General features: G+C 57.7%; 18 protein-coding genes and 1 tRNA gene. 11 read left to right on the plus strand and 8 right to left on the minus strand.

Annotated elements, in window-relative coordinates:
* Positions 1-179 precede the first annotated feature (179 nt).
* Together GT495_RS10860 and GT495_RS06170 are read left to right on the plus strand one after the other, a co-directional pair.
* A complete protein-coding gene (locus GT495_RS10860) occupies positions 180-950 on the plus strand; it encodes a hypothetical protein (RefSeq protein ID WP_240128121.1) in 771 nt (256 codons plus the stop codon).
* Positions 951-970: 20 nt separating this feature from the next.
* Positions 971-1972, plus strand: a complete 1002-nt coding sequence (locus tag GT495_RS06170) for a hypothetical protein (RefSeq protein WP_161161944.1) — start codon at positions 971-973, stop codon at positions 1970-1972.
* Positions 1973-2127: 155 nt separating this feature from the next.
* Here the strand turns inward: GT495_RS06170 and GT495_RS06175 are convergent, their stop codons facing one another.
* The 3 genes from GT495_RS06175 to GT495_RS06185 form a co-directional block, all read right to left on the minus strand.
* Positions 2128-3429, minus strand: coding sequence for an ATP-binding protein (locus tag GT495_RS06175; RefSeq protein WP_161161942.1), 1302 nt, complete (start codon positions 3427-3429; stop codon positions 2128-2130).
* Between the two features lie 474 nt (positions 3430-3903).
* Positions 3904-3988, minus strand: a tRNA-Leu gene (locus GT495_RS06180).
* Between the two features lie 31 nt (positions 3989-4019).
* The gene (locus tag GT495_RS06185; RefSeq protein ID WP_161161940.1) at positions 4020-4643 is read right to left on the minus strand and encodes a hypothetical protein; all 624 of its coding nucleotides are present in this window, start codon (positions 4641-4643) and stop codon (positions 4020-4022) included.
* A gap of 163 nt (positions 4644-4806) precedes the next feature.
* Here GT495_RS06185 and GT495_RS06190 point away from each other — a divergent pair, with 163 nt between their 5' ends.
* Together GT495_RS06190 and GT495_RS06195 are read left to right on the plus strand one after the other, a co-directional pair.
* Complete coding sequence (locus GT495_RS06190) at positions 4807-5094, plus strand: PTS sugar transporter subunit IIB (protein ID WP_152075000.1); 288 nt, start codon at positions 4807-4809, stop codon at positions 5092-5094.
* 11 nt (positions 5095-5105) lie between these two features.
* On the plus strand, positions 5106-5480 hold the full coding sequence (locus GT495_RS06195) for a VOC family protein (RefSeq protein WP_117799843.1): 375 nt from the start codon (positions 5106-5108) through the stop codon (positions 5478-5480).
* Between the two features lie 294 nt (positions 5481-5774).
* Here GT495_RS06195 and GT495_RS06200 read toward each other — a convergent pair whose 3' ends face one another.
* From GT495_RS06200 to GT495_RS06210, 3 genes are read right to left on the minus strand one after another with little or no spacing between them, the layout of a single operon-like run.
* Entirely contained in the window at positions 5775-7070 is a 1296-nt protein-coding gene (locus GT495_RS06200) for a cell wall metabolism sensor histidine kinase WalK (protein WP_161161938.1), read from the minus strand.
* A complete protein-coding gene (locus tag GT495_RS06205) occupies positions 7054-7830 on the minus strand; it encodes a response regulator transcription factor (protein ID WP_161161936.1) in 777 nt (258 codons plus the stop codon). The genes GT495_RS06200 and GT495_RS06205 overlap by 17 nt, the downstream gene beginning before the upstream one ends.
* 18 nt (positions 7831-7848) lie before the next feature.
* On the minus strand, positions 7849-8391 hold the full coding sequence (locus GT495_RS06210) for a DUF4342 domain-containing protein (protein WP_161161934.1): 543 nt from the start codon (positions 8389-8391) through the stop codon (positions 7849-7851).
* Positions 8392-8896: 505 nt separating this feature from the next.
* Here GT495_RS06210 and GT495_RS06215 point away from each other — a divergent pair.
* Positions 8897-9520: a type IV toxin-antitoxin system AbiEi family antitoxin domain-containing protein gene (locus GT495_RS06215; RefSeq protein ID WP_161161932.1), complete on the plus strand. Its 624-nt coding sequence runs from the start codon at positions 8897-8899 to the stop codon at positions 9518-9520.
* A gap of 18 nt (positions 9521-9538) precedes the next feature.
* Positions 9539-10426, plus strand: coding sequence for a nucleotidyl transferase AbiEii/AbiGii toxin family protein (locus tag GT495_RS06220; protein ID WP_161161985.1), 888 nt, complete (start codon positions 9539-9541; stop codon positions 10424-10426).
* 68 nt (positions 10427-10494) lie between these two features.
* Here the strand turns inward: GT495_RS06220 and GT495_RS06225 are convergent, their stop codons facing one another.
* On the minus strand, positions 10495-11868 hold the full coding sequence (locus GT495_RS06225) for a hypothetical protein (RefSeq protein ID WP_161162690.1): 1374 nt from the start codon (positions 11866-11868) through the stop codon (positions 10495-10497).
* Between the two features lie 352 nt (positions 11869-12220).
* Between GT495_RS06225 and GT495_RS06230 the strand changes: the two genes are divergently transcribed.
* The 5 genes from GT495_RS06230 to GT495_RS06250 all read left to right on the plus strand — a co-directional run bounded on the left by GT495_RS06230 (position 12221) and on the right by GT495_RS06250 (position 16796).
* Positions 12221-13138, plus strand: a complete 918-nt coding sequence (locus tag GT495_RS06230; protein ID WP_161161929.1) for a hypothetical protein — start codon at positions 12221-12223, stop codon at positions 13136-13138.
* A 37-nt stretch (positions 13139-13175) separates the two neighbouring features.
* The gene (locus GT495_RS06235) at positions 13176-14660 is read left to right on the plus strand and encodes a VirD4-like conjugal transfer protein, CD1115 family (protein ID WP_161161927.1); all 1485 of its coding nucleotides are present in this window, start codon (positions 13176-13178) and stop codon (positions 14658-14660) included.
* Positions 14661-14775: 115 nt separating this feature from the next.
* Positions 14776-15378: a ClpP family protease gene (locus GT495_RS06240; protein ID WP_161161925.1), complete on the plus strand. Its 603-nt coding sequence runs from the start codon at positions 14776-14778 to the stop codon at positions 15376-15378.
* A gap of 74 nt (positions 15379-15452) precedes the next feature.
* The gene (locus GT495_RS06245; protein WP_156063310.1) at positions 15453-16271 is read left to right on the plus strand and encodes a hypothetical protein; all 819 of its coding nucleotides are present in this window, start codon (positions 15453-15455) and stop codon (positions 16269-16271) included.
* Positions 16272-16358: 87 nt separating this feature from the next.
* Positions 16359-16796 (plus strand): hypothetical protein, encoded by a 438-nt coding sequence (locus GT495_RS06250; protein WP_117862606.1) that lies wholly within the window; start codon positions 16359-16361, stop codon positions 16794-16796.
* A 363-nt stretch (positions 16797-17159) separates the two neighbouring features.
* Here GT495_RS06250 and GT495_RS06255 read toward each other — a convergent pair.
* A partial coding sequence (locus GT495_RS06255) for an SIR2 family protein (protein WP_204986892.1) occupies positions 17160-18618 on the minus strand: 1459 nt, incomplete at its 5' end.

Genomic DNA, 18618 nt, shown 5'->3' on the forward strand with positions numbered 1-18618 from the left:
TGCTCGCGGGGGGCGGGGTTGACTCGGCTCCGCTCCACTTCTGATGGCTGCCATTGGGCGCTGGGCCGTATGGCTCAGCGCCTTTTTTATGTCGAGCAAAGGCTGGCGAAGGAGGTGCGGGCGCTCGTGCTATAACTAAAGGACTTAGCGCAAACAAACCTCAACCGCACAAGGCGCACATGGATCAGATTTACGACAACAGGTATTATTCCGCCGGTTCGCACGAACCGTCGTCTCGTCGTGCACGTACGGTGCAGCTCGGTGGGTCCGGCTACACTGGTGCTGACCGCCCCGCGCAACGTCCGACAAACACCTCGCGTCCCCGTGCTCAAATGAATACGTCGGCGGACCGCCCGCCACGTTCGGCGCGCGCGACGCATGCTTCGCGTACGCAGCGCCCCTCGGCTCAAGCGCACGAAAAGTCGACCAGGCCCTCGAACCGTCTTTTGGGCTCGGACTTCATGCACTACGCCAACGATAACGCGTTGGTCAAGGCAATCTACGACTTTACCCATGGGCCCCAGCGCGGGCTGTTTGTTGGCATTGTCGTCGCCCTGGCGCTCGTGAGCCTGTACTTTCCCGTTCGCGACCTCTACGTTGCCAAACGCTCGAGCGATATCTTGGCCAAACAGGTCGAGATTCGCCAACAGTACAACGACGAGCTGCAAAAAAGCGTCGACAAGTTGCTCTCGGAGCAGGGTATCAAGGATGCGGCATCCGAGGATCTGGGCCTGGTGATGCCCGGCGAGAAGAGGATTGAAGTGCAGGGCCTGGACGGCGATTCGGATTCGTCTTCGAGCAAAAAGTCCTCGAACGCCAAAAAGGCCAGCGAAGTGGCCAAGGAGATTGAGGAAGTCGGCAAGGACGCGCCGTGGTACATTCAGACGCTCGACATGCTGTTTGGTTTTAACGGCGTCGAGGGCCAGACAGTCGTGTCCAACGGCAAATAGCGCCCGGAGGGGAGCCCGCAATGACAAATTGCAAACGCTATAAGGTGGCCGCGATCGACCTGGGAACGGTGTCGTCGCGACTGGTGCTGGCGCAGGTCGAGGCCGGGGCGATCGTGGAATCGTCCAAGCATACCGAGATTACCGACTTGGGCGAGGGCGTCGACGCGACGGGGCGCTTTTGCGAGGCGGCGGTCGAGCGCGTGCTCGCCGCATGCCGCATGTTTGTGGACGAGGCGCGTGCCTTTGGGGCCGTGTGCATCTGCACCACGTGCACGAGTGCCGCGCGCGATGCGTCCAATGCCGCGCTGCTGCTGGACGGCCTGCGCGATCTGGGGCTTGAGCCACAGGTGATTCCGGGCGAGGTCGAGGCACGCCTGACATTTTTTGGCGTGGCGCACGACTTTGCCGGCGAACGGATTATCGTCGCCGATTCGGGCGGCGGATCCACGGAGCTCGCGACGGGCGTCTATGCACCGGAGCGTGGCGTCTTTGCGCTGGAAGGGACGTGCTCGCTGGACATCGGTTGCCGCCGTGTGACCGAGCGGTTTTTCTCGGCACTGCCGCCAACGGACAGTGAGCTTGCTGCCGCTGCCGTGTGGGCAGGCGAGCAGTTCGCCGCCTATTTTGAAGGCCTGCCCAGCGATTTTGAGCGTGCCGAGCGCCTGGTCGCGGTGGGTGGCACCGTCACCACGCTCGTGGCGCTGGTACACGAGCTGGAGCCGTATGATTCGAGCTTTGTGCACCTACGCGAGCTTTCGCTGGATCAGGTTTCGGCCGCTATCGAGCGCATGTCTGCGCTGGATGTTGCAGGCATTGCCGCGTTGCCAGGCGTGCAGCCCAAACGCGCGGGCGTGATCTTGGCCGGTGCCGTGGTGATTCGCGAGCTCATGCGCGCCGGTGACTACAGGGCGCTTACCGTGAGCGAGAACAGCCTGCTCGCCGGTATGGCCGCCACCATCAACGAGGTTCTCGACGGCGCGACCCCCACCATCGTCTGGCCCCCCACTCTCAGCACCCTTTAACCATCCCCTCATAAGTTGCGGTGAAATACGGACCAAAATGGCCCTTTCGGGCACCAAACAGTCCCTATTCCACCGCAACTCAACAGCCGGCACCTGGGGACGTTCCTTTTCTGCCGGCACCTGGGGACAGTCCTTGCGGGGCGTCCCCACAGCGCCTATGCCAGCTTGTCGATTTGCCCAATCTCCCAAAGCGGAATATTGACGAGCGTGCTCTCGTCTCTATATGCCGCTAGGGAGCTTCTCACACAACGTTCGAGTTTGAATTTTTCGCAGGCTATTTTCGGACTCTTCGCTTTAAGGTTCTCTGCCGCCTTGACCTCAAGCGGAAGCACGGTTCCCGCATGGTCAATGGCAAAGTCGGTTTCGGCATTGCCTGAGGTAGAGGACCAATACGCGGGAGTTTTGTTCTGGAGCAAAAGCTCCTGCGCGACATATTGTTCGGTCAGCGAACCTTTGAACTCAGTAAAAACAGCGGATCCGTTAAGAACGATGGCCGGAGAGAGGCCGGAGAGCGCTCCGAGGATGCCGGTGTCGATGCAGAACAGTTTGAAGCCCGAGAGGTCTTCGTAGCTCGAGAGCGGCGCCTTGAGAGCGGAAACACGTGGCACCTTATGAACGATTCCGTAGTCCGTAAGCCACTGGAGGCTTTCCTCGAAATCGCGTGCGCGCGCCCCGGGGCGAAGGGCGCCATAGACAAACTTCTTGTTCTCCTTGGCAAGCTGGCCGGGAAGGGTTTTCCAAACCAACCTCATGCGTTCGACGATGCGGGCGGGTGCATGTTTGCCAAAATCGGATTCGTAAGCCTCGATGATTTGCTGCTGAAGCCTTCGGGCTTCGATGAAGTCGCGTGTCTCGGCGAAAGCGGAGACAACTTCGGGCATGCCGCCGACAACAAGGTATTCCTTGAGCAGGTGCTCGAGCTTTTCGGTAACGTTTGCTAGAAGGTTCATGTCTGCGGCAAGGATGGCGTCGGCGAGCGGGTTGCCGTCGACGGCGCGAACGAACTCGACAAACCCCATGGGACGCATGGTGAGCTGGTCAATTTTGCCGACGGGAAATGACTCGTTTTCGCGTCGGAGCGCGAGGCCCATATAGGAACCGGCTGCCACGATGTGGTATTCGGGTGCAAGCTCGTTGAAGTACTTGAGCGAGGTGATTCCGCGTGGTGCCTCTTGGATCTCGTCGAAGATGACGAGCGTGTCTGCCGGCGTTACGGTTTGGCCGCGCAGGAGTTCAATCTGGGAGATGATGCGCTTGGGGTCGAGGTCCCCATCGAACAGCGAGCGTGCGCTCGGCTCGAGCATAAAGTCAAAACGAATGGCGTGTTGATACTGCTGGCTTGCAAATTCGTTAAGAAGCCAAGTCTTACCTGTCTGGCGGGCCCCCTTAAGCAAGAGGGGTTTGCGATTCGCTCTTGATTTCCAAGCGATAAGTTCACTCATAAGCTGTCGCTGCATATTGCCTCCCAACCCTTTCGGATAGTATAAGGCCATATGCGCATTTCCCTTGGAAAATGTGCGAGACAACCACATCTTTCAATCAAAAAATGTGGGAGACAAACACGTTTTTCCATCGAAAAATGTGCGAGTTTCAACCTAAGCTGCGGTGAAATAGTTCCTAAATAGGCTGGTAAACGGCATAAACAAGAACTATTCCACCGCAACTCACCATCTGTACTGGCATCTAAAAGAAACGAGCCCGCATCCCTGGGGGACGCGGGCTCGTAAACAATACGTGGTAGGGGCGGTGGGACGTCTGCGTATTTGCTGTGCAAATACGCACCGGCTTCGGTCGCCTGCCGGCGCCCTCGCCGGCTCGCTGCGGACGCTGCGCGTCCGCTTGACGCTCGCCCCCTCGCGGGTTCGAGTCCCACCGGCGTCCGAAAGAAACGAGCCCGCATCTCCGGGGGATACGGGCTCGTAGACAATGCGTGGTAGGGGCGGTGGGACTCGAACCCACAATCCTTGCGGCGAGAGATTTTAAGTCTCCTGCGTATGCCAATTCCGCCACGCCCCCGTAAGTCTAGAAGTCTAGCACAAGCCGTCCGTTACGCGTTGACGGCCATCGAGTGCTGGCCCGACTTTTCCAAGTACTCGGCAAACTTGGCCTCGTCGCCCTTGTTCTTGTACTGCAGGGCCAGCAGGTATTCCAGGCGGCAGCTCTTGACCGGATCGTCACCGGCCTCCTTGAGCATGCGCTCCAGCTCGGGAATGTCGTTGTGGCGCTTGAGGATCATCGTGTCGTACATCAGCTGGCACTCGTGTGCGACTGCCTCGGCCTGACCGCCCTCGAACCCCTTGATCTCGTGCAGCAACTCCTTGGACTTTTCGCGGTTCTCCTGGCCAACGTAGTAGTTAAAGGCCTTGATCACCAGGTCGACGCGCTGCATCTTGGGTAGGTTGAGGCTCAGCAGCAGGTCGAACATCTCGTCGGCGCGCTCGTGGTCCTCGCGCAGCAGATAGGAGTTCAGGCGCAGGTAGTCGCGGTTGTAGCGTGGATACAACATGCTGGTGAGTTTGCCGTCGAGCAAACGATCGAACTCGTCCCACTGTTTGGCAGCCATAAGCTGTTGCAGGCGCTTAAACGTGGTACGTTTTTTGACGCTAAAGAATACCGACACGGCGATACAGATGACGACGACGGCGGTCCAGAGGGTGCGGGAATCGGGCATATTAGGGTCCTTAATCGCTCATAAGGCGAGTGGTATGACAACACGTACTAGATGTATTATACGCAGTGCGCAAGCAAACTGGCATAAAAGCGCATCGAGGCCGAGTGCCATCGCTCGCTGCGGTACACTTAGCAAAAGTAAACCATGAAGGGAGACATTACCTATGAAGAAAATCGTTTTGGCTTGCGGCGCTGGCGCTGCCACTTCCACGCTTGTTGCCCAGAAGGTCGCCACCCTGCTCGACGCCAACGGTTACGCCGACAAGTACGAGATCGTGCAGTGCGCCATCTCCGAGGCCAAGGATACTTGCGACGAGGGCGCCGACCTGCTGATCGCCACTACCGTTGCCCCCGAGGGCCTCACCTGCCCGTACGTGAGCGGCGTGCCCTTCATGACCGGCATGAACCGCGTCGCTGCCGAGAAGGCCGTTCTTGACGTCATGGCTCAGTAGGCGCTGACTGTATGAGTGAGCAGAATGCCAACCCGGTAGAGCTCTTTGGCATGCGCGTCGCCCATGTGGGTATCAACGCCACCGACCCGGCCGATGCCCTGGAGATCGCGGAGCTGTTCTCGACGATGATGGGCCTGCCCGTCATCGAGACCCCGGTTTCGTACTTCAATGATTCACTGGTCGAGGTCATGAAGCAGAATGGTCGTGGCGCCAAGGGTCACATCGGCTTTGCCGTCAACGACATCGATGCGGCCGAGAAGTGGTTTGCCGAGCGCGGACTCGAGGTCAACGAGGAGTCGCGCGTGCTGCTGCCCGACGGTGGCACCAAGCTCGTGTACTTTAAGCGCGAGTTCGCCGGCTTTGCTGTGCACCTGTGCCGCGAGTAGCGCACAAGTTGCTATAGTTAGCAAAAAATGGGGTAAGGCGTGTGGCCTTGCCCCATTTTTAATACCAAGAGGGTGACTGACGGGCTGCCGTAAATCGAAGGTGAATGACTTTTTGCGAAGTGAACGAGTGAAATCGAACCCCTGGAGCATCGACACTTTGTAGGCACTGTTTCCTGCGGTTTTGTCAGGTGTTTCCTGCGGTTTTGGCGCCAAAAAGTGCGGATGCTTCGGGCGCCCAAAATAGGTCGTTCACTTCGCGGAAAAGCATTCACCTTCGATTTATGAGAGACGCCCCTACCGCGGCAGGCGAATCGTAAAGCGGCTGCCGACGCCCTCGACTGAGGTCACACCGATGACGCCGCCGTGGTTGTCGACGATCCACTTGGCGATAGCGAGCCCCAGGCCCGAGCCCTGCGCGCCGGCATCGCGCGCGTTGTCGGCACGGTAGAACCGTTCAAACGCGTGAGCTGCGGATTCCTGGTTCATGCCGATACCCTCGTCCTCAACGGCTATCTCGATGGTGCCCGTGCCCGCATCGGGCGTTATACCAAACGTGACGGTCGTTCCCGCATCCGAGTACTTGGCGGCGTTTTGCACGATCACGCGCAGGGCCTGCTTCACAAGCGCCACGTCGACAGATGCGTCGCAGCGCGGATCGCTGGCAAACGCAGGGTCAAAAGCCAGCCGATACGCGTGCGCGGTATCAATCATCTGCGATTCCTCGCACACCTCGCCGACCAGTGCTGCCAGGTTGGCATACGCACGCCGCAGGACCGTGCGTCCGGCATCGCCACGCGCCAAAAACAGCAGCTGCTCCACGAGCTCTTGCATATGCTCGCTTTCGGCCTTGAGCGATGCGATGGACTCTGCCAGCACGTCCGGGTCGTCTTTGCCCCAGCGGTCAAGCATGTTCACATAGCCCTGAATCACCGCGATGGGCGTGCGTAGCTCGTGACTCGCATCGTTGACAAAGCGCATCTGCTGCAGCTTGGCCTCTTGCATCTGGCGCAGCAGGCGGTTGAGCGCGACCTCGATACTCGCCAGATCGGCGTCGCCGGTGGTGACGCTCGGCGAGTCGACGCTCGCGCGTTCGATGGCCTGTTCCAATGTTTCCATCTTGCCGCCGGCGAGCTGCATGCGGCCGAGCTCGTCAACGCGCAGGGCCAGGTCGTTGAGCGGCGCCATAGTGCGGCGCACGCGGCGGGCGCCGCCGAGCATATCGAGCACGCTGATAACCTGCCAGCCCGCAACGACAAGGTAGAGGGGCCATAGCGTGACGAGGTCCTGTGCGAAGGGGAAGGTCTTGGTGCTACGCGCAAGCTCGACGGTATAGGTGAGCGTGGTCGGGTCCCAGCCGCGCGCGGGCGCCAGCGACATGCCGTGAACGGCGGCGCCGGGGATCCATCCCGCGGTAAACGCGCCGTCGGGCAGCGTCTGGTTGTAGCCATAGACGAGGATTGCCGCCGCAACAAGTAGCAGTAACAGATCCAGCCAGACGTAGCTCACCAAGCGGCGCCACATATAGCTCCAGTTGATGGCGCGGGCGATGGAGGTGACGCGCTTGGCCTCGTCGTTACGCGCGGCAGACATAGCCCACCCCGCGCACGGTCTGGATGATGCGGGCGCCGCCGGCGTCTTCGATCTTGGCACGCAGGTGCGCGATGTGCACGTCGACGTTGTTGGTGTCGCCCACGTATTCGTAGCCCAGCGCCTCGTGCGCGATGCGCTCGCGCGTGAGCACAGTGCCGGCATGTGCCATAAGCAAGGCGAGGACATCGAACTCGCGGGCGGTCAGCACGATGGGCGAGCCGCCGACCGTGACTTCGCGGCGGTCGGGATCGAGCGCGACCGAGCCCACGGTGAGCGTGGCGGGGGAGGGCACGGCAGAGGTCTTGGCCGAGTCACTAGCCGGGGACGTCGCGGCGGTACCGGCACCCGTAGCGCCCTCCCCGGCCTCAACGCCGCCAACGCCAGAAGCCGCCCGCGCGGCCTCCGCTCGCTTCAACGCCACGCGGATCCGTGCGAACAGCTCCTCAATCGCAAATGGCTTGGTCAGGTAGTCGTCGGCGCCGGCGTCGAGCCCTGCCACCTTGTCCATCACGGCATCGCGTGCGGTGACCATAATCACCGGCACACCCTTGTGCTTGCGGACGCGCCGCAGGACCTCCATGCCGTTGAGCTGCGGCAGCAGTACATCGAGCAGAATCAAGTCGTAGTCGCGCTCCAACGCCAGGTCCACGGCGGTGCGGCCGTCGGCGGCGTGCTCCACCTGGTAACCCTCGTGCTCCAGCTCGAGCGTCACAAAGCGGGCGATTTTCTCCTCGTCCTCTACGATAAGGATCCGTGCCATGCGTGCCCCCGTCTGCGATTACTTGTCGTCGTTCAGATTTTGCTTGATGTCGTCCGCGGCATTGGCAGCGCTGTCCATCAAGTTGTTGATGCTGCCGGGCACGTCGCCGTCGCTGTCGATGCGGTAGCGCATGCCAAAGAACAGGCCAATCAGCATCAGCCAGATCGTGGCACCCCAGGCAAACAGGGCGATGATGGGGATCAGGATGGGGATGTTGAGGATGATGGCGTCGCGGCGCGTGGCGATAAACTTGGTGTCCAGGCTCAGGCGGAAGAGCTTTTTGAGGTACTCCCACACACTGTCCATCTTCTTGGAGAAGTCGGTCTTTTCGCTCGACTTTTCGTAGGCAGCCTGCGCGGCGACCATCTCGGCCGAGGGTTCGTCGGCCGGCGCGGACTCGGTGGCGGCGTGCGCCGACGTGGTCTGGGTCTTGCCCTGCGACTCGAGCCAAATGATGGCATCCAGAACGTTGCCGTCGGTGGCGTCGAGCGCGGCCTTGGCATCGGTGTAGCTCACGTCGCACTTGGTGCGGATGGTTTCAACTTTTTCGAGGTCGTCCATGACCTGTCCTTTCGTTCGATGGGCGCGACGCCGGGCGATCTGCCCGGGCGCGAGCGTTGCGTTCAGCGGCCTGCGTTGCGCGGCGCCGCCCCGCCCTTGGTCGAACTCTATAGTGCAGGTTATAGATTAAGCGATTCTTGAGCCAAGATTAATGTTGGATGAGTTTTTGGGTGTGTATAGGGGGTTATTATTAGTGGCCCACGGCGAGGTCTATTACTTTTCTGAGAAGTGAATGAGCTAAATCGGACTCCCGAAGCATCGACACTTTGAGGGCGCCGTTTCCTGCGGTTTTGACCCTGGAATCCTGCGTTTTTGCCGTCGAAAGATGCGGATGTTCCAGGGGTGCAAAAACAGCCGTTCACTTTGCGGAAAAGTACTAGAGATCGATAGCGGTTGATGTTGAGCCGGTAACAAGCCGTCGGCAGAAATGTGATAAACAAAGCGAACGGATTACCGGAAATCATAATCACGTTGCAAAAGTATGAAAATATCCTACAATTGCAACATGAAGTACTTTAGCAACATAACGGCGATAAGCGAGCTTTCCGAGAGTGAGGGCGTGTTCACCACAGCCCAGGCGGCTCGCATGGATATCTCTCGAGATGCACTGGCACACTCATGCCGTGTGGGGCGTCTCGAACGGATATGCCACGGCGCCTACCGGATGTCCGGAACGCAGCGCCGAGACACCGACGAGCTCAACGCTTTTTGGAAGCTCACCAATCCCTCCCTTTGCGCGTGGGAGAGAAAAGGCCAGTGGGACGGCATTGCAGTGAGCGGTACGACAGCGGCGAACCTGCAGCAAATGGGCGATTTCTACCTGTCCCCCTACAGGATGACCGCGCCTACGCGTATCAATACAAGAAACGAATCCCTTTCTTTTGTAAAGCGCGAGATTGCCGGGCGGGATATCGTTTGGCTCGACGGCCTGCCGGTAACCAAACCCGAGCGCACGCTTGTTGATCTTTGCCTCGGTTGCGAGGACCCCTCATTAATTATCGATGCCTATAACGACGCGCTTGGGCGAGGGCTCGATATACAGCGGCTGAAAGATCTTGTAGAAGAGAACTCTAAAACCGCCAAACGACGCGAACTAATGAGGCCTTTGCTGATGGTACTGAGCGGGTAATGCGAAACGGAGGACATGGTGAAGTACAAAACGCCTGCCGCATTGGAGATGGCTGTTAGGAATGCCGCAAGAGAATCGCCGATGGATACTAATCGGGCGATCGTCGGTTTCTACTTTCATCGCTTCCTATGTCGCGTTTTTTCAGAAGATGACGGCAGCTTTGTGCTCAAGGGTGGCCAAAGCGTCCTGGCGCGAACACTCGATGCACGTGTCACAAGAGATATTGACTTGGTTGCTCAAGAGGAAAGTCTCGAAGAGGCTATTGCCGATCTGGTGCAGGCGGCTTCGATTGATCTGGAGGATTTCGTTTCGTTTGTCTTTGATCGTGCAGAGCAGATCAAAGAAGAAGATGAGTATCGGTGCGGTGCTAAGGTGTGGTTCACCCCCTTTATGGGAACCAAGAAGCTACAGCCAATTTCAATTGACTTGGTAATTTATGAAGTGCGGGGCCTTGAGCCTGAGGTTCTTGCGCCGATCGATCGTTTGAATATCGAGGGGCTCCCAGTCTGCGACTATCGAGTATGCCGAGTGGAGAGCGCCCTTGCAGATAAATTGCTCGCGATGATAGAGATGCATGAGGGCCGTGCCTCTTCGCGAATCAAGGATATAGTCGACATCTTGGTGTACGCGAGAACTTGCTTCGTCGATGGGGCTACGCTTGTCGAGAGGATCGAGAAAGAAGCATCTGCCCGCAAGGTGGCAATGCCGGAAGAGTTCGTGGCGCCTCTCTGGTGGAAACAAAATGGTTCTGCGCAGTTCGTAAAGATGGCGAGGCAGGCGGGGGTACTTGATCTCGCGGGAAACATTGCTGGAGCAGAAGATATCGTCAATCGGTTGTATGCACCGTGCTTTAATCATTCGGCGAATTTGCGCAAATGGAATCCTCAGACCACGGGATGGGAATAGTCTAGATAGTTAAGCCGGCGGCAGGATTGTTCCTGTCGCCGGCTTAAGTCGTTTCTACCGCCTATGCGCTACTCGCAGGCTTGGTCGACCACCTGGGTGACGGCCTTTTTTGCGGCTTTGAGGTCGCGCTGGGCTTGGGCGACAGCAGCCTCGGCTTGTTTCTTTGCCCTTACGACCTCAGCAAAGTGATTGATGGACTTGCTGTACTCGCGCGTGCGCGGGTCGAGCGCCGGCGGGACTTCAATCTCGAACAGGTCGGAAGGACGAATAGCGCGACTGAGTTGGTTTTCAAAAAGAACTTGCATAATCTTGGCTCCGTGGCCACTGGTGAGATACGCTGCAACCATTTCCGAATACACCGTGCGTTCCTCGTCTGTCATCGTTTGAATCGCCGGACGAATGGCGGTGGTGTTGTGCGAGGCAACCAGATGTTGCTTTGCGTCGTCGACGCCGACCACAAGCAGGTTGGATGCGCCATAACGGCCAAGCATGCGTGGCATGATAATGTCGCCGGGGCGAAGCTCATAACGCTTCAGGAGCTCCGGATCAACTTTTACGGGTTCGGAATCTGGCTCCGTCGCGTTTTCCGCAACATCCCTGGGCAGCAAGTTGCCGTTCCGGAAGTCCTGGGACGAAATGCGGCGCACCTCGACCGCTTCTATATCATTCGATATGGTGCTCTCTCGGGGCATAAACGGCACTACACGCATAAAGCTGTCGCCGAGCGTTGCGCTGTAGTTTTGAGCTACGGAGATCAGGCCAACCCTGCCTTTGGAGAGCGCGGCGTGGTGTTGGAGTAGCTTGCGCGTTTCGAGCGCGATGGTTTCAATGGAAACCGTTTTGCGTGAGTCGCACTCGATGCCGCTCCAGTCAGGGGAGAAAGCCAAGGGAAGATTGGGGTGGCGAGCCCCGTCGGCAAACCGAAGACGTGGCATGGGCGTGGCGGCATTGCGGAATGAAACGCTGCGATTTCCCGTCGACAATACAATAAGTGCGTACATGCCGTGCATCGGAGATTCGGCGAGCGGGTGATATAGGACGCTTTCGACGAGCCCCTCGCGCAACAGAATCGCGCGTGCCTGCTCGGCGTTGTCCAAAGACTCGAACGGCAGCAGTACGGCAGCTCGAGTTCGACCGGAGAGGGCTAGTGCATACAGGCACCAGAGATAGGCCTCCCAATCGCAGAAGCCCAGGTAGCCAGGCTCCAGATCATTAATGAGCGCCTCACATGCGCTGTTGATTTCGCGAAAACGTTTGCGAACGCAAGCTGTGGCATCGATAAATACCGGCGCCGCGTCGCCGCTGTCCGTGTTCTGCTTGCCGGGCTCAAGTTCGCAAATATTAGGTATGCCGTTGCCGTTCAGGCTGAAGCATTCACGAAGTGCCTCGCAGTCAATGGCGCCGGGCAGGCGCACGGTGAGCAGACGGCTGCCCTGCTCCAAATTAAGCGCGCGCGAGAGGGCGGCGGCGGTGAGACGTGGCAACGATGAGGTAGTTTCGCGCATGTATAGGGCCCTTTCTTCTTAGTGGGTTACATATTAGCAGATTAATTTGAAAATTTCTAATGACGAGAACAGCATGCTGTGCTATCCTCGAAGCAATCCAAAGCCAACTCAATACCAACTGCTTGATGCATCCGCTTTGTAGTCTTTAGACAAACTAAGCAATCGAGCAGGATGATTTTACTTATGAAACTACAGGATAGATCGACAATCATCGCTCTATCGTCAGAGAATTCTAAAACATAGAACAGACTTACACCAAACATCCGGAACCGGATAGAAAGAAGCATTCATGAAGAAACGGGACAACATCTATGAGGCATTTCTCGATGCAATCGATGAAGATCTTCGCGGCATGTGCGAAGTGAACAGGAAGGCAGAGCTGCCACTGCCGTGTCCGTACTGCGGCGAGAAGAACGTCGAGCGCCTGGCTAAATCGCTCGTTGGCGTGCTGGAAGAGCGCTCGCCCGATATTCCCGGGCTGGTGCCCGAGCAGTATCGAGCCGATGTACACGAGGCCCGCGAGCTTTTGACTGCTGCGACGCTCGCTTTGCTTTCGCTGTATTTCTCCCCGCGCGATAGCTGCATGGGCAGCGTGGCAGCCGTGGTGAACATGTTTAGGCATGGATGTAATGCGGCTTTTAAATCAACTGGCGTTCTCTTGTTTGAGCAGGTGGCGACAGGGATGAAGTACATCGTCAAGAAGGATGTCTATATTCCGTCCCCATTCGTGCGCCATATCGATAGCAAAAAGCCTTACGACCGGCTGCACCGCGATGGATCGCGTGGCTTTACGGCGGATGAAGATGATGCCGTCATGTTTTACAAGCGCTACCTCAAGGTGCAACGACGCGTGTTCGATACGAGTCCGCGTTTCAACTTTGAGCTATGCGTCAAACGCCCGTTTGAGGCACTTTTGAACGAACGACACACTTTTTATTACATGGAGGAAAAGATGGAAATCGATTTGGCAACTAAGGTGCGGAGACTCCAGGAGCGCTACACCCTCAACCTCGCTCAGGCGAAAGGGTACGACCTGCTCGACAAGTTGATGATTAATGCATTGCTTGCGTATTTGCGAGATGAAACGGCCTCAGTTGCTGCGCGCGAGAGCTATTTGTCGCAGACCGAGCGTCTGATCGACGGCGCGGGCAAGTTTCCGCATGCGACGAGCCTCGGGGAGGGTGTAGACGTCGATCGCATTGCCTAACAACCACCAACACTACGGACAAGAAAGGGGTCACGCCATGCCAGTCATCAAGATGTACGGCTACGAGGCCGCGCAGCAAACGGAGTATCAGACCAAGAAGTGGGCGACTAAGGAGGAGATGCGGGCGCTGTCGCCCGGCGATGAGCAGCGCGACGTGATCCTGGCGCAGGGTGCCACGGTGGCGTTCTACGAGGACGACAAGCATTGGGAGACGAGTGTGTCCAACAATGTTTTTGCCTTTGGAGGTACCGGCAGCGGCAAAACGGCGAGTTTCATTTTGCCCAACCTGCTCAATCACCACGAATGCTGTTATGTGGTCACAGACACCAAGGGTGAGCTGCTGCGCCGTACGGGGAAAGGCTTTGAAGAGGACGGCTACGAGGTAACGGTTCTCGATACTGTTAATCCCGAGCAGTCGGCCGGATACGACCCTCTGCGTTACGTGATGGATGTCGAGGATATCCCCACCACAGTGGCGGCAATCATGGAGGGGGTCGATCCTGACGGCCGTAGCCTTAGGTATGATCCGTTCTGGAATAACGCGAGCGACCTGCTGCTTCGAGCGATTGTTGGAATCCTGTTCCTCCTGGAGACCCTTGCCGGCACCCTTACGCCGGGTGAGGACCCCAATGCCCCGCGCCGCTACCTTAAGATGAACAACGTCTTTAAACTGGCTGCGCTCATCAAGGTTACGGGAGATGGTGAGGGGCGATTCCCGTTGGACTACCTTGTAGAAGAGGTGGAGTCCAGGGAGTTTCTCGATAAGTTTGGTGCGGAGAACGCTGATCTGTATGGCGTTGAGCAGTATCGCGATTTTCGAGGTGCGGCAGATAGGACGCTTAAGAGTATTCTGATCACGCTCAATGCAACTATCTCGCGGCTTAAGACGCCTCAGCTCATGCGCGTTTTTGAGAATGACGAGATGCGTCTTGATCGTATTGACGAGGGCAAGCGCATGATCGATCTTAAGGTGAGCGACAACGATTCGGCTAATGCATGGCTTGCGAACGTTGCCCTTAAGCAGCTGTTTAACCTTGCCCAGCGCCGTGCCGATGCCAGCCCCAGCGGCCATTTGCAGCGTCGCGTGCAGTTTGTGCTCGATGAGTTTCCCAATGTGGGCCGCATCCCCGATTTTGAGCGCAGCATTGCGACTGTGCGCAGTCGCGGCATTAGCTTTTTGATGTGTGCGCAATCGCTGAGCCAGCTCGATGTCGTGTACGGCAAATCCACGGCGCTTACCATCCTCGATAACTGCGATAGTTTGGTCTATATGGGCGGCGGCAGCAACATCGCGACGCAGAACTACATAAGCGAACTGTGTGGCGAGTCGGTTTTGGGCACCAAGTACGTGGGCGCCGAGCGCACTGCCGTAGATGTGCGCGGTTGCGTGATGACCCCAGGCGAGGTTGGGCTTATGCCCCGCACCGATTGCCTGGTCAAGGTGACCGGCATGCGTCCCTTCCGCGCCAAGAAGTACTTTTGCGCCGATCATCCCAATGCTGCCAAGTGGCTGAGGGATTAGCCCTTGCAGCTTTGTGTACCCCATCTTGCATGTTTTGTCGCACGGCTTCCGTTAGTCGTAAGCCGTGCGGTCCAGTTTTTGCCTCCTTACCGATTCCGTTTAGAAGGGAATTGCCATGCCCGTTATGTATCGTGAGCCCAGCATCATAAAGAAGTCCAAGGACGGCCGTGTTGCCGCTGTCGATATGGCAAGCGAACTGCTCAACAGCCGTGTGCTGCTGCTGGAGGGCGAGGTCAACGATGCGACCTGCAACGGCCTTATTAAGTCCATGCTGGTGCTGGAGCATCAAAGTGCGACCGAGCCCATCACCCTCATCATCAACAGCCCGGGCGGCAGCGTCACGGCGGGGCTGGCGCTCATCGACACCATGCAGTCGCTCGATTGCCCCGTGATCACGGTGGGCGAGGGCGTCGTGGCCTCGATGGCCGCGGTGATCTTGGCCTGCGGCGACCACCGTCAGGTGTACCGCCACACGCAGGTGCTCATCCACCAACTGATGGGCGGCACGGGCATGGCGCAGCAGACCGATATCGAGATCGTGGCCCAGCATACAGCGGCCATGCGCGCCGAGCTGGACGAGCTGCTGGCCGAGCATGGCAACCTGAGCGCCCAGGAGTTCCACGAGCTCACCGAGCGCGACTGCTGGTGCAACGCCAGGCGCGCTCTGGAGCTGGGCCTGATGGACGAGGTGATTGCGCCCAGCAAGAAGGCGCTCTAGCGGGGCGCATGCCTTACAAGTACGTTGTGCAGGGCGAACAAGTGCGTAAATTCACAGCCAGAAAGAGGTTGAACATGAACAGGATTTGGGACGTCGATGGCATTGAGTGGGAAGACCTGCCCACCGTGAGCGACCTGCTGTGCGCTGCGGACACAAAGATCCTGGCGCGTGAGGTTGCCCTTCGATACGGCGGCAAGCCGGACGGCCGCGGCCGTGGCGATAGCGAACGCAGCCTAAAGCGCGCCCGCCGCAAGGTCAAAAAGCTGCGGAAGATAGATCCCGAGCCCAGCGACAAGATCATCCTGTTGCCCAAGCATGTCATCAATCGTCGCGATGCGGGCCACGGTTTTGGCTATTACGACGTGGAGCCGTGCATCTTTATGCGCGACGGCGTGCAAAGGCTGGGGGAGGACGCACTCGCCAATGTGCTTCCGTGGGAATTGATCCTGATGGATGATGAGTCCGCGAGCGAAATGCTGGGCTTTCGCGTATGGCTCGAAGGCGAGTGGGATCTATGCGAACGTTATCGCTTTTTGGCCGTGGTGTGTGTTCGCATGCTGAACAACATCCGGGCGCAAAAGGAGCTGCGCAAGTTCCTCGAGCAGGGCGATGCGGCCTGCGATATGGACGAGGACGATGTAGTTGAGGACATTCGCCGCGACGTGCTGTATCCCGAGGAAGTAATTAACGCCAAACTCGGCGGCTATTGGGACGCGAGTTTGGGACTCAACCTGCCCTGGAAGGACGAGCATCGGCAGACTTGCACGCGGATTGACAGGGCTATCGATGACCTGTTTGCCGAGGAAACGAAGCGCTGCGCTGCGGAGCTTGGGAAGAAGCTCGAGCGCGGGTATGAGGAGCGCGGGGAGTTACTGAACGGGATGTCCTTGTGAACGGTTGCCGACGGTCCGATAAAAATCTGTCCGGACGAAATGATAGAACGATAGCGTAAATAGCATCTGCACTTTAAGGAGTTAACAATGGGAATCGCCTATAAGGAACTGTTTCGTGTAAACCGTCCTATCTGTGGGCCTGGACCAGGAGGTTTCTTCATTAAAAGATTCAAGGAAGGCGGCTACAGTGAGGCTGAATTGCTCGATTTAATTTCGGGAGTGGACTTTTCTCTTGGTGAAGTGGATGAGGACATTAGCCTGAAAAAGAAATGCGAAATAGTCGAACAGGCGGTGAGTGGGGTGCATTATACGAGTTGGGCCCCCAGCGTGATCAGCATGATCATCTCACTTACGGTCGGAGGGTGTCTGTCTGCATGGGCGGGCAACAATTCAATCGCTGCCGGGGTTTTCGTGACGCCATGCCTGATTGCCTTGGGAATATATGCATGGTTTCGTTTATGCTTTGAGCGAAATCAAACGGTACTGTTGGGCGCGCTGAACCACATAAAGACACTTCAGCCGTAGTTGCATGAAATCGCCGATCGCCTGCCGTGGGCCCTCGGGACCGCCCTCGCGGCGCCCTTCCCGCTCTCTCCGGACATGCCGTCCTCCGATCTCCCGGGGCCGGCCGACCCGGCCCTCAGGGTATCGGGTTCCCACATTCATCCGCACATGTGCGGATGAATGTGGGAGGTGTTCGGATAAAGTTGATAATCAAGGGGGGTGCGGCAGTTGGCAGGAATCTCAAGCGCCCAACCGCCAATCTCCACATTTCTTTGCTAAACTAGCTTTGCGCGGGAAACCGTGCATAGTTCGGGAGCATGTCCCCCAACTGGATCTAGGTTCGGATGCCGTTGCCCGGACTATTGGTGAAGGTTGGGGGACTTCCTACTTTCCATAGCGCAAGAAGTCGTAGATGCGGACGCACTTCCGATAATGCGAATCTTTCAACAGAGCCCTCTTCTTGGCAGGGTCGTTTCCCACGTCAGCCAGTGCCCGCTTCAGCAACGCTTCCAAGTCGTCGACGTCCATCTCTTCCTCTGAAAGACACGGGATGAACGCGAACGGGCTCTTTGGCGCGCATGCATTCGCAAGGCCCTTTATGCTCAGCGACCCTTCGAATCTGCGACGAGTCGCAGGCATCGATTTGCGGAACGTTTCGCTTCGATAGCTATCAATCGAGGTGAGCGTTGGGAGATAAGTCGCTATGTCCTTACCGACCTCTCCACCGAGTCCGCGCGTGTACTTGAAGACAGGCATGTTGTTGGGCCGTTGGCGCACGTACATGTTGAGGTAGTTCTCGACGATGAACTTTGGGTCATAGCGAAGGTTATCGAGCACGATGTCCTCGAAGATATCTTCAGGTGAAATCGGCTTTCCGATGCTACTTGGTGACACCGACAGGCCGATGACGATCTTCTGGTCCGGGTCAAGGTCGTTGAGGACATTGTCTATCCCTGAGACGATGATGTCGGAACTCGGGTCGATATGCTCCGCAAGCCTGAACACGCTGCCCCTCAACTCGCGGATAAATCGCGTGCTATACATTTTCCGGAAGCTGCGCATCGCATCGTAGATCGACTCGAAGTCATCCGTGGTGATCTTCGTCATCGAAAGCGTACGGCCACCGAAACTCATAGCAATCTCGCCAACAGAGGTGTCGGTTGCGTGCTGAACGAAGATGAGCCGCTTGCCCAGCCGTTTGAGCTTGTCATCTGGTAGGCATTCGCAGATGTCACCCAGTATCGACCTGATGTTCTCGTCTTGAATCGAATAACCGAGGAAGATGACGGGATACTCGACGAAGAGGGTGAGCAGCTTCGCCGAGAGATACTTCCTCTTCTGCGCGAACTCCGCATAGTCAGCGCTGGTCAGGACGATGCTTCCCGCCCTCGAGACTGAGCCATGGATCTTGTATATCTCCTGAGAGAAAGCCTGGTCAGAGAACAGGAGGTCGCTTTCTCCGACGTAGGTCGTGAAACCAGGGAATAGGGTCTCACACATACAGTCATAATTCGTGGTGATGATGCCGGCAACTTTTTCCCTGCCCGCCTTCGCCAGCTTCTCAGTTTCGGCGCTCTCGACGAGACGAGCTCTCGCGATCTTATCTGCGACGTAGATCTTCATGGGCGAAGCGTCCCCGGTAAGCTCGTCACTGTGATCTTCGCGGAAGGCAGCGAATTCATCCGATGCAAAGAGCTCGTGGTTTACTTCGCTTTCCATGAGCGTGGCAACGTACGGCAGTTCGGACTCGACCTCGCCGTTCTGGACAGACACTATGACCCAATCCGAGGGCACTAAAAAGACAGGAGCCCCCGCTCGTGACCGCGGGTCGGGGCTGCGACAA

This window comes from Collinsella sp. BIOML-A6, from assembly GCF_009875845.1.
In the GTDB taxonomy this organism is placed as follows: Bacteria; Actinomycetota; Coriobacteriia; order Coriobacteriales; family Coriobacteriaceae; genus Collinsella; species Collinsella aerofaciens_H.